Source organism: Mannheimia kashgarensis (assembly GCF_041807705.1).
Lineage (GTDB): Bacteria > Pseudomonadota > Gammaproteobacteria > Enterobacterales > Pasteurellaceae > Mannheimia.
Map to the genome: position 1 here is coordinate 14,759 of NZ_JBGTYY010000016.1, position 12,067 is coordinate 26,825.

At 39.7% G+C, this 12,067-nt stretch carries 11 protein-coding genes; 3 read left to right on the forward strand and 8 right to left on the reverse strand.

The genetic code is table 11. The annotated features are described in order from the left end of the window. Nucleotides 1–85: 85 nt before the first annotated feature. The gene (gene rng / locus ACERCF_RS07535) at nt 86–1,561 is read right to left on the reverse strand and encodes a ribonuclease G (protein ID WP_373625185.1); all 1,476 of its coding nucleotides are present in this window, start codon (nt 1,559–1,561) and stop codon (nt 86–88) included. A gap of 195 nt (nt 1,562–1,756) precedes the next feature. Here rng and ycaO point away from each other — a divergent pair, with 195 nt between their 5' ends. From ycaO to ACERCF_RS07550, 3 genes are all read left to right on the forward strand, one after another. Further along, on the forward strand, nt 1,757–3,520 hold the full coding sequence (gene ycaO, locus ACERCF_RS07540; protein ID WP_373625186.1) for a 30S ribosomal protein S12 methylthiotransferase accessory factor YcaO: 1,764 nt from the start codon (nt 1,757–1,759) through the stop codon (nt 3,518–3,520). Nucleotides 3,521–3,604: 84 nt separating this feature from the next. Continuing rightward, nucleotides 3,605–4,567 carry a tRNA 5-methoxyuridine(34)/uridine 5-oxyacetic acid(34) synthase CmoB gene (cmoB, locus tag ACERCF_RS07545; protein WP_373625201.1) on the forward strand — a complete coding sequence of 321 codons (963 nt, stop codon included), beginning with the start codon at nt 3,605–3,607 and terminating at the stop codon, nt 4,565–4,567. A 115-nt stretch (nt 4,568–4,682) separates the two neighbouring features. After that, nucleotides 4,683–4,934 carry a DinI-like family protein gene (locus ACERCF_RS07550; RefSeq protein ID WP_373612013.1) on the forward strand — a complete coding sequence of 84 codons (252 nt, stop codon included), beginning with the start codon at nt 4,683–4,685 and terminating at the stop codon, nt 4,932–4,934. 58 nt (nt 4,935–4,992) lie between these two features. On the opposite strand, the gene gyrB is transcribed toward ACERCF_RS07550, so the two are convergent. From gyrB to ACERCF_RS07585, 7 genes are all read right to left on the reverse strand, one after another. Then, nucleotides 4,993–7,425 (reverse strand): DNA topoisomerase (ATP-hydrolyzing) subunit B, encoded by a 2,433-nt coding sequence (gene gyrB, locus ACERCF_RS07555; protein WP_373625187.1) that lies wholly within the window; start codon nt 7,423–7,425, stop codon nt 4,993–4,995. 186 nt (nt 7,426–7,611) lie between these two features. Beyond that, on the reverse strand, nt 7,612–8,487 hold the full coding sequence (ubiA, locus tag ACERCF_RS07560) for a 4-hydroxybenzoate octaprenyltransferase (protein WP_373625188.1): 876 nt from the start codon (nt 8,485–8,487) through the stop codon (nt 7,612–7,614). After that, nucleotides 8,480–9,241, reverse strand: coding sequence for a DeoR/GlpR family transcriptional regulator (locus tag ACERCF_RS07565; protein WP_373612009.1), 762 nt, complete (start codon nt 9,239–9,241; stop codon nt 8,480–8,482). Before ACERCF_RS07565 ends, ubiA begins: the two co-directional genes overlap by 8 nt. 66 nt (nt 9,242–9,307) lie before the next feature. Continuing rightward, nucleotides 9,308–10,675: an adenylosuccinate lyase gene (purB, locus tag ACERCF_RS07570; RefSeq protein ID WP_373625189.1), complete on the reverse strand. Its 1,368-nt coding sequence runs from the start codon at nt 10,673–10,675 to the stop codon at nt 9,308–9,310. Nucleotides 10,676–10,708: 33 nt separating this feature from the next. After that, on the reverse strand, nt 10,709–11,338 hold the full coding sequence (gene hflD, locus ACERCF_RS07575) for a high frequency lysogenization protein HflD (RefSeq protein ID WP_373625190.1): 630 nt from the start codon (nt 11,336–11,338) through the stop codon (nt 10,709–10,711). A gap of 117 nt (nt 11,339–11,455) precedes the next feature. After that, nucleotides 11,456–11,866 carry a type II toxin-antitoxin system HicB family antitoxin gene (locus ACERCF_RS07580; RefSeq protein ID WP_373625191.1) on the reverse strand — a complete coding sequence of 137 codons (411 nt, stop codon included), beginning with the start codon at nt 11,864–11,866 and terminating at the stop codon, nt 11,456–11,458. Nucleotides 11,867–11,869: 3 nt separating this feature from the next. Then, nucleotides 11,870–12,055, reverse strand: a complete 186-nt coding sequence (locus ACERCF_RS07585) for a type II toxin-antitoxin system HicA family toxin (protein WP_373625192.1) — start codon at nt 12,053–12,055, stop codon at nt 11,870–11,872. Between the last annotated feature and the right edge of the window lie 12 nt (nt 12,056–12,067).

The window sequence follows — 12,067 nt, forward strand, 5'->3', positions numbered from 1 at the left end:
AGGCAGTTTTGGTAGAAAACAAGCGGTAAGATTTTCGATAAATTTTGCAAAAAGAGGATTGAGGCTACCCCAATCCTCTTATTAATTACATTACCACCACATCAAACTGATCTTGATGATAGTAAGGCTCAACTTTGATTTCAATTTTCTTCCCGATAAAGGCTTGAAGTTCCGCCAATAATGCGTGGCTTTCTTCATTAATTAAGTAATCTGCCACATCTTTAGATGCATAAACGTGCATTTTTTCCGTTTTAAATAAGTGATGAACACGCACAATTTCACGCATAATTTCATAACAGACTGTTTCAACTGTTTTCACTGCGCCACGCCCTTGGCAAGCAGGGCAATCACAGCATAGAATACGCTCAAGGCTTTCCCGTGTACGTTTACGAGTCATTTCAACCAAACCAAGCTGAGTAAAGCCATTTACATTGGTTTTTACTCTATCTCCCTTTAATGCTTCTTGTAAGGACTGCAATACTAAATTGCGATGCTCTTCCTCTTGCATATCAATAAAATCGATAATGATAATGCCGCCCAAATTACGCAACTGGAGCTGATGGGCAATTGCCTGTGTTGCTTCAATATTAGTATTGAAAATGGTGTGAGCAAGATTTCGATGTCCAACAAATGCCCCTGTGTTGATGTCAATGGTTGTCATCGCTTCTGTTTGTTCAATAATCAGATACCCGCCCGATTTTAGGTTTACTCTCTTATCGAGGGCTTTTTGAATGGCTTCTTCCACACCATAAGCATCAAATAAGGTTTTTGCCCCTGTGTATAAACTCACAGAGTTTGTCAGCTCAGGCATAAACTCAGTTAAAAACTCTTTAACTTGCTCGCAAGTGATTTTTGAATCGATCCAGACCGCATTAATGCGAGTGCCGATAAAGTCCCTCAATACCCGTTGAGCTAATGCAAGCTCTCCATAAAGCATTGATTTAGCAGGATATTTTGTTTTCCGTTCTAATACTTTCCGCCATAAGCGTTTTAAGAAATCTACATCTTGCTTTAAGCTTTCTTCGCTTGCTTCTTCCGCAGCCGTACGGACAATAAAGCCGCCTAACTCATCGCAATAAGGCTCAAGCAATGCTTTTAAACGCTCACGTTCCGCCTCACTTTCAATACGTTGAGAAACACCCACGTGGCTATTTTCTGGCATAAAGACCAAATAGCGAGAAGGCAAGGTAATATCAGTAGTTAATCTTGCACCTTTTGTACCAATCGGATCTTTAACCACTTGAACCACAATGTCTTGCCCTTCACGAACCAACTCGGCAATATCTTTTACCACAAATTGTTTTTTCTCATTTTCATCAACACATTCGGTATGAGAAACAATATCGGAAGCGTGCAAAAAAGCCGCTTTTTCTAACCCAATATCCACAAAAGCAGACTGCATTCCGGGCAACACTCGGGTTACTCGCCCCTTGTAAATATTCCCCACAATGCCACGCTTTGCCTCACGCTCAATATGCAATTCTTTCAACAACCCGTTTTCAACCAATGCAACCCTTGTCTCACTTGGGGTTACATTAACTAATAATTCTGTACTGCTCATCGTTTATCTTCTTACTATAAAATTAAATTGGAATAAGTTTATCACTTTGTTTTTAAGAAAAAAATTAGATCACTCAATTTCTTATTTTGATTGGGAAAATTAAATGTTCTACAAGCGGTTATTTTTATGAGTTTTTTTGCAATTTTGCTCAAATTTTGCTATTTTCTACCACAAATTTTTAACAAGAGAAAAATTATGACTGAACAAACTTTTATCACAGGTAAAGATGCTGTACTTGAAGACAGTATTTCTACCTTTAAACACAAATTAAAAACTCTTGGTTTTAACATTGAAGAAGCCTCTTGGTTAAACCCTGTGCCGAATGTGTGGTCAGTGCATATTCGTGATGCGGATTGTCCGCAATGTTTCTCAAATGGTAAAGGGGCAAGCAAAAAAGCGGCATTAGCCTCTGCGTTGGGCGAATATTTTGAGCGTTTATCCACCAACTATTTCTGGGCGGATTTTTATTTAGGTCAAGAGATTGCAAATAGTGATTTCGTGCATTATCCAACCGAGAAATGGTTCCCGATTGATGATGAAGCCATTCCACCAATGGAGATGATGGACGAGTTTTTATGGGAATATTTTGATCCAAATGGTGAAATCACACCGGAGTTATTGGTTGATTTACAATCAGGAAATTATGATCGTGGGATTGTTACCCTACCTTACGTTCGCCAATCTGACAATGAAACGGTTTACATTCCGCAAAGTATTATCGGCAACTTATTTGTTTCAAACGGTATGTCGGCAGGCAATACAAAAAACGAAGCTCGAGTGCAGGGCTTATCCGAAGTGTTCGAGCGTTTTGTCAAAAACCGTATTATTACTGAGGCAATCAGCTTGCCTGAAATTCCGCAATCGGTGATTGATAGCTATCCAACCATTAAGTCGTCTATCGAAAAATTAGAGCAACAAGGCTTCCCGATTCTTTGCTACGATGCCTCATTAGGTGGAGAGTTCCCTATTATTTGTGTGATTTTATTAAATCCACAAAACGGTACTTGTTTCGCTTCTTTCGGGGCTCACCCGAATTTCCAAGTAGCATTTGAGCGTACGGTAACTGAGCTTCTGCAAGGTCGTAGCTTAAAAGATTTAGATGTATTTGCTCCGCCGTCTTTCAATAATGAAGATGTGGCAGATCACGCCAATATGGAAACTCATTTCATCGACTCAAGCGGTCTAATTTCTTGGGATCTTTTCAAACGTGATGCGGATTATCCATTCGTACATTGGGATTTCTCTGGCACAACCGAGCAAGAATTCAATAATATGATTGCGATTTTCAACAAGCACAATCAGCCTGTTTACATTATGGATTACGAGCATTTAGGCGTGTATGCTTGCCGTATTTTAGCACCGGGAATGTCGAACATTTACCCAAGCGACGATTTAATTTACGCAAACAACAATATGGGTATGGATTGGCGTGAAATCTTATTAGATTTACCACATTTCCACCACGATGCTGAAACCTACCAAGAATTGCTTGATGAGTTAGACGAGCAAAGCATTGATGATTTAACTCGTGTGCGTGAATTTATCGGTGTTGTGGCAGAAAAAGGTTCAGCAATGCAAACTCTGCGTATCGGCGAACTAAAATCAATGCTTCACTTAGCACTTGGCAACTTAGAGCAAGCGTTAGATTGGGCGAACTGGACAGCGAATATGAACGCCAGCGTGTTCTCGCCAGAGCGTAATAATTACTACCGTTGCTTAATCAGCACGATTGAATTATTCCTTGATGAAAATCGTGAGCCTGAGCAATATCGCCGTGTATTTGAGAAAATGTATGGTGCTGAAGCTGTAGAATTTGCTTGGAATGCGGTGCAAGGTGGTAATCCGTTTAACGGCTTAACAGCTTCTGATGAAAGCCTTGAAAATATGGTTGCTCATCAGAAATTATTAAACGCTTACCGCAAAGTGCAAAAAGCAAAAGTAAATCCGATTGCGAGATAATTTAACATTTTGTAGGGCAGGCTTGTGCCTGCCCTTTCTTTACTACCTTTCGGGCAAACTCTGCCCCTACACATAAATTTAAAAATGATCGACTTCCGTCCTTTTTATCAACAAATTGCAACTACTTCCCTATCAGCTTGGCTTGAAACCCTACCCTTGCAATTAAAGCAATGGGAAAAAACGACCCACGCAGATTATGCAAAATGGGCAAAAGTTGCAGATTTTTTACCAAATCCGACCGCTTGTATTAACCTAAAAGATAAAGTGGAGTCTATTCCAACTGCGCCTTTATCTGAGGGCGAACGCAAGCAAATCACCCATCACTTAAAACAGCTGATGCCTTGGCGTAAAGGCCCGTATCACTTACACGGTATTCATATTGATACAGAATGGCGTTCTGATTTCAAATGGGATCGTGTTTTACCGCACCTTACTCCACTTGCTGGCAGAACAATTTTAGACGTGGGCTGTGGTAGCGGTTATCATATGTGGCGAATGGTGGGCGAAGGGGCAAAAATGGTGGTGGGCATTGACCCTACCGAGCTTTTCCTTTGCCAATTTGAGGCAGTAAGAAAGCTACTTGGTAATGACAGACGAGCAAACCTTATTCCGCTTGGTATTGAGCAAATGCAACCTTTAGCTGCATTCGATACTGTCTTCTCTATGGGCGTGCTTTATCATCGCAAATCACCACTCGATCATCTCTCACAACTAAAAGCCCAATTAGTCAAAGGCGGCGAATTAGTGTTGGAAACCCTTGTGATTGATGGCGATGTGAATGATGTGTTAGTACCCGCTGATCGCTACGCTAAGATGAAAAATGTCTATTTTATTCCATCTGTGCCTTCTCTGATTAACTGGCTGGAAAAAGTCGGTTTTAAAAATGTACGTTGCGTTGATGAGGCAATTACTACACTTGAAGAGCAACGCAAAACCGATTGGCTGGAAAATGAAAGTTTGGTCGATTTTTTAGATCCGAACGATCATAGTAAAACCATTGAAGGTTACCCAGCCCCTAAACGTGCAGTTATTTTAGCAAATGCTTAAATAGCCTCTGTTACCTTAAAGAAAAAATACTGTAAATTATCACACTATTTTATTGACATAAAAATTCTCGTTTATTATACTGTATTTAAATACAGTAAATATAGCGAGGGATATTATGAAAACACTTGATATACGTTTTGTCAAAGAACGTGATAGCAAAAGGCTTGCAGAGCAACAAAAGACGATGGAGAAACTGATTGAGCGATTACCTGATCGGATTGCTGAAAAATTTTCAGATGTAAACGTCAGAGTTCGATTCTCTAGTTCGTCTGGCTTTGAAGCATCGGGCTTTAAAGGCGATGAAAGAGAGGAATTTTTAGCCTTTTTGGAAGAGATATGGGACGATCCATTTCTGCTTGATGACTAAATTTTCCCCTCAGTTTTAGCATACAAAAAAGTCCGCATAGTGCGGACTTTTATTTTAACTAGACATCAATCTGTGCATATAACGCATTGGTTTCGATGAAATCACGTCTTGGTTCAACTTCATCGCCCATCAGCGTGCTAAAGAGTTTGTCTGCTTCAATCGCATCGCTAATGTTTACTTGTAACATTTTACGAGCAACAGGATCCATTGTAGTTTCCCATAATTGCTCTGGGTTCATCTCACCTAACCCTTTATAGCGTTGAATAGTTAAACCTTTGCGAGATTCTTTCACTAACCAATCTAAGGCTTCAGAGAAACGGCTGATTTCTTGACGGCGTTCTCCACGCACTACATAAGCTGAGTCAGAAAGTAAATCGTTCAGCTCGTTGCCTAATGCCACAATACGAGCATATTCTGCACCGCTGATAAAGTTATAATCTAGGCGGTAAGTTGTATCCATACCGTGCGTTGTAACAATAATTTCCGGCTCGTAGATTTGGCGTTCTTCATTGAATACAGTATTAATACGATAGAAACTACCACCCACTTCTTTTTCCATTAATTTAGCCGCAAAGTTTTCACTCCAAGCGTTCATATTTGCTTCATTTTTTGCAAATTCTGCTGAAAGTGGTTTTGAGTAAATTAATTCATTCAACAACAAAGTTGGGTAACGGCGGCTTAAACGCTCAATCATTTTTTGCACGTTATTGTATTGAGAAATTAGGTTCTCTAAGGCTACACCACTTAATGCTGGAGCATCTTCGCTCACATATAAACCAGCACCTTCAAGGGCAATATCAATTTCATATTGTGTCATTTCATCGTTATCTTGAATATAACGCTCTTGTTTGCCTTTTTTCACTTTGTAAAGTGGCGGTTGAGCGATATAGATATAACCGTTTTCGATCAACTCTGGCATTTGGCGATAGAAGAAGGTTAATAAAAGCGTACGAATGTGTGCACCGTCCACGTCCGCATCGGTCATAATAATGATTTTGTGATAACGCAATTTCTCGATGTTGTAATCATCACGCCCAATACCTGTGCCTAACGCAGTAATCAGCGTTGCCACTTCTTGTGAAGAAAGCATTTTGTCGAAACGAGCTTTTTCTACGTTTAAGATTTTACCTTTTAACGGCAAAATTGCTTGATTTTTACGATCACGCCCTTGTTTTGCCGACCCCCCCGCAGAGTCCCCCTCCACTAAGTAGAGTTCAGATAACGCAGGATCTTTCTCCTGACAATCCGCCAGTTTACCCGGCAAACCACCTAAATCTAACGCACCTTTACGGCGTGTCATTTCACGGGCTTTACGAGCCGCTTCTCTTGCACGAGCAGCATCAATAATTTTAGTGACAATGTTTTTTGCATCGTCTGGGTTTTCGGCTAAGTAATCTGATAATGCTTCATTCATTGAGCTTTCAACCGCACCACGCACTTCTGAAGAAACAAGCTTATCTTTGGTTTGTGAAGAGAATTTTGGATCTGGCACTTTTACTGAAATAACCGCCACTAAACCTTCACGAGCGTCATCGCCTGAGGCATCAATATTCGCATCGGCTTTTTTCAGCACTCCGCTGTTATCCATATAGTTTTTCAACGCACGGGTTAAAGCCCCACGGAAACCTGCTAAGTGCGTACCGCCATCACGTTGTGGAATGTTATTGGTAAAGCAGTAAACGCTTTCGTTATAGCTATCATTCCATTGCAGAGAAATCTCTACGCCGATACCGTCTTTTTCAGTCGTTAAATAGAATGGCGTATTGTGAATATGGGTTTTGCCTTCGTTTAAATATTCAACGTAGGCTTTAATACCGCCTTCGTATTTGAAATGCTCTTCTTTGCCATCACGCTCATCAATTAGCTTGATCGAAACCCCTGAGTTTAAGAAGGATAATTCACGCAAACGCTTAGATAAAATTTTGTACTCAAATTCAGTTTTGTTTTTGAAAATATCTAAACTTGGCCAGAAACGAACTGATGTTCCTGTTTTGTCCGTATTACCAATAATAGTTAATGGTGCGTCAGGCTCACCCAAGCTATAGAACTGCTCATGAACGTGTCCTTCACGGCGAATAGTCAGTTGTAATTTTGAAGAAAGTGCGTTTACTACCGACACGCCCACACCGTGCAAACCGCCGGAAACCTTATAGGAGTTATCATCAAATTTACCGCCTGCGTGCAGAACGGTCATAATCACTTCTGCCGCAGAAACCCCCTCTTCCGGGTGAATGCCAACAGGAATACCACGTCCATCATCTTGTACCGAAACCGAATTATCGGAATGAATTGTAACGATAATATCTTTACAATGTCCTGCTAATGCCTCATCAATCGCATTATCTAACACTTCAAATACCATATGGTGTAAGCCCGTGCCGTCATCAGTATCGCCGATATACATTCCCGGACGTTTACGCACTGCATCTAAGCCTCGTAACACCTTAATACTTGAAGAATCATAACTGGTTGGTTGAGTTTGTTCAGACATTGTTATTCCTACTAATTTAAAATCAAAAAATTGTGTCGATTATAGCAGAAAAATGCCCGAATGTATCGCAAAACAAGCGGTTAAATTTTGGTTAAAATTTGCAAATTGCCGCCTAAATTTAACCGCTTGTATAGATAAAACTGCCAGATAAAAAATAAGGGCGAAAAATATTTCGCCCTTACATAACTAGAAATAAATCCCAACTAAAATCGCAATAAATACACCTAAGCCAAAATAGTGGTTGTTTAAAAAGGCTTTAAAGCATTCGCTGCGTTCTCGTTTTTTAGTGAGCCAGCATTGATAGATAAACAGCGTTGCACTTAATGCTAATACGATGAAATAGCCGATATTATACTCTTGTACGATGCCGACTAAGCTCAATAATATCAGGGTAATAAACTGTAATAGTGCGATGATTTTATTATCATATTGGGCAAACAAAATCGCAGTAGATTTTACCCCAATCCGCAAATCATCATCACGATCTACCATTGCATATTGAGTGTCATAAGCCACCGTCCACGCCAGATTGGCAAAGAAAAGCAACCAGCATTCAAGTGGCAAAGTTTCATTTACCGCCCCAAATACCATCGGAATTGACCAACCAAACGCCATACCTAGCACCACTTGCGGCAAATGAGTAAAACGTTTCATAAACGGATAAATCACCGCCAAAAACACCGCCACAAACGAAAGTAAAAAGGCATATCGGTTGAGCATTAAATCCAGCAAGAAGGCGAATAATAACAATACCGCAAAAATAATTTTTGCCTCTGTGGTAGTTACTCTGCCTGTTGCCAGCGGACGTTGAGAGGTGCGTTTAACGTGTCCGTCAATCTCTCTATCGGCATAATCATTAATTACACAACCTGCCGCACGCATTACAATTACGCCAAGCGTGAAAATCAACAAAATAGAGAATGGCGGCATTCCATCAGCCGCCACAAATAACGCCCACAACGTTGGGTGCAGTAATAGCAATGTGCCGATGGGCTTATCAAACCGCATTAATTGGGCATAAGCAATCCATTTTTGCTTAGAGAAGAAATTGCTTTTATTCATTACAAATTTTGACTGTTACATCTGATTGACTTAAAAGATGTTGTAATTCTAGCGGTAAATCAGTATCTGTAAACAAATAATTTACTTCCTTAACATTTCCTAAACGTACAATCGCATTACGGCTGAATTTTGAATGATCGGTAACTAATAAAACCTGTCTGGAACACTCCATCAAGGCTCTTTTTACTTGGACTTCGTGGTAATCATAATCCAACATTGAGCCGTCTAAATCCACCGCACTAATGCCTAAAATGCCGAAATCTAAGCGGAATTGGTTGATAAAACGCACGGTTTCTTCCCCAATTAATCCGCCATCGCTTCGTAAATTTCCTCCCGCAACGGTAATTTGGCATTCCGGATTTTTCATTAAAATATGCGCCGCATTCAGATTATTGGTTACAACTTTTAAATTTTTATGTGAAAGTAGTGCTAATGCTACCGCTTCTGATGTTGTACCAATATCTAAAAATACCGATGCTCCGTTTGGAATAAGTTTTGCTACTTGTTGAGCAATCGCATTCTTCTCTTGAGAAAAAAATTGCTTGCGGTGCGTATAATCACTGTTTTCATTATTAGAAGGTGCAGCAGCCCCACCGTGATGACGGCGGATTAGGTTATTTTCTGCCATCTCATTTAAATCACGGCGGATTGTTTGTGGGCTAACATTCATTTGAGCCACAAGCTCTTCTGTACTGACATAACCTAGCTGATTAACGAGTTCAATAATCCTTTTATGTCTATTTGCCTGTTTCATATTTCCCCTTTTGCAAAAAAGCTGCAGAAAAAGACCGCTTGCAAGCGGTCTTTTTTCAGTTAAATTTTACAATTTCTCAACAAGTTCAACAGCATAGCCGATATAGGTTGCCGGTGTCATCTCTTTTAAACGATTTTTTTCGTTTTCTGGAATGTCTAACTTATCAATAAACTCACGCATTGCCGTTTCATCAACACGTTTACCACGAGTTAGTTCCTTAAGTTTTTCGTACGGTTTTTCAATGCCATAACGACGCATTACCGTTTGAATTGGTTCGGCTAACACTTCCCAGTTTTGGTTGAGTTCATCACGCAAGTGTTGCTCGTTCACTTCTAATTTGCTAATGCCTTTTAAGGTTGAAGCATAAGCAATTAACGCATAACCTAAACCTACGCCTAAATTACGCAATACGGTTGAGTCGGTTAAGTCACGTTGCCAGCGAGAGATTGGTAATTTTTGCCCTAAGTGTGCCATTACTGCATTCGCTAAACCTAAGTTACCCTCTGAGTTTTCAAAGTCAATCGGGTTCACTTTATGCGGCATCGTGCTTGAGCCAATTTCGCCTGCAATAGTGCGTTGTTTGAAATGATTTAACGCAATGTATCCCCACATATCACGATCAAAGTCGATCAAAATAGTGTTAAAACGACCCACACAATCAAAGAACTCCGCAATATAATCGTGCGGTTCAATTTGTGTTGTGTACGGATTCCAAGTTACGCCTAAAGACTCTACAAATTCTTGGCTGAATGTATGCCAATCAATATCAGGGTAAGCCGATAAATGAGCATTATAATTACCCACCGCACCGTTGATTTTCGCCAAAATCTCTAAATTTTCTAACTGTTTATATTGACGTTGTAAACGATACGCCACATTTGCCATCTCTTTACCCATTGTTGTCGGGCTAGCTGGCTGACCATGCGTGCGTGAAAGCAATGGAATATATTGATAACGTTGTGCTAGCTCTACCACCACATCAATCACTTTTTTCCACTCAGGTAATAATACCTCTGCACGAGCAGTTTTCAACATTAAGGCGTGTGAAGTATTGTTGATGTCTTCAGAAGTACAAGCAAAATGAATAAATTCATTCACTGCTTGTAATTCAGGCAATGCCTCACATTTTTCTTTTAAAAAATACTCTACTGCTTTTACATCGTGGTTGGTCGTGCGTTCAATGGTTTTAATACGATTTGCATCTTCTAACGAGAAATTAGCGACAATTTGATCTAAGTAATCGTTTGCTTTTTCAGAAAATACTGGAACTTCCTTGATTTGTGCGTGAAATGCCAATTTTTGTAACCAACGAACCTCAACTTCCACACGGAATTTTAATAATCCAAATTCACTGAAAATTGGGCGAAGACTAGATACCTTGTCTTGATAGCGACCATCGATGGGGGATAACGCAGTTAAAGCAGTAAGTTCCATTGTGTAATGTTCTCCAAAATAATAAATGTTCGGTTAAATTTGACGATAAAGCTGTTGAGCTTGGTTGAAAATTTTCTTGCGTGAGAATAAAAACTGCCAGCGGCTACCACCTACTTGTTGCCATAAAATTGCCGCACGAATGCCCGCAAGCAGTGAAGCTCTAATTTTGTGCTGAATATCAGGGCGGACCAAGTAATCTTGCATTCCCATCACGTGAATTTTCGTGCCTAACGGGCTAATAATATCGCTGTAAATTGCGGCTAAATTCGCAATCATCTGATCAGCTAAAACATCATCTTCATAAAGTGGTAATTGACGTTCAATTTGCTGTAAACGCTGCGCAAGTTGTTGTTTTGCTTCAGGATTTTTATCTAGTTTTTGGCTAAGAGCAATCAGGCTTATCCAATAACGCCCCACTTCAGTATCTAACTTACCATTGCCACCACCTGTTTGAGATAACGCCGTTTCCAATCCAATTTTTAGATGAGAAAGGTCATCGCCAAACACACTTAGCGTGGATTCAGGCTGAGTCACTAATAAGCTACGGATAGATTGCCTAAACACATCTCTATCTGCCGTACCTTTATGTGCAAATTGCTGTACTAAATTCGCTGCTTGGCATACGCCTGCATAAGCAATGGTAATATCGTGATAATCTGCCATTTTTCTAAAATCAGTCTCTATTTCAAAATTGGTGGAGAATATAGCATTTTTTAGCCTTGTTTTGAATGCTAAAAGGCATTTATCCAGAGAAAAAGATAAATGCCTTTAATTTAAATATTAGTAATTTGTTAAAATACGTTCACTTGCCACTTGAGCTAAAAAGCCACTTCGGGTTTTATATGCAGGGTTTTGAGCAACAAACTCATCAATACGGCGAATTAATAATGAGGGTAAAGTTACATTAATTTTCTCTGTTTTCCCCATTAAATGCGTTAAATCTACATCTACTAAAGCGAAAATAAAATCTTTGTATTCTGGATTATTTTTATGATTTTCAAGTGCTGTAGGTTGTGGAATAGCTTCACCATCTTCAATTAATGTTTCGATATGAAATGATATAGCCTCTTTAGCATTATTAAAAGCCTCTTCTAAGGTATCTCCTGCTGAAAAGCAGCCCTCCACATCAGGAACAATAACTCCGTAGGCTTGTTTTTCATTCCCCATCTCGATTGCAATAGGATATAACATCATTTACTCCTTAATAGCAGCTTGTTTTAATATTGATTTAACTGTTGCAGTCGGTAAATCTTTTTTCGGATGAGGGCTTGTTACTCTTCCCTTTTTAGTTGGATGTTTATATTGATGATGGCTACCTTTAATTCCAACTAAAAACCAACCATCTGCAACGATTAATTTTACTAAACTTCGACTATCCATAAATGCCTCGCC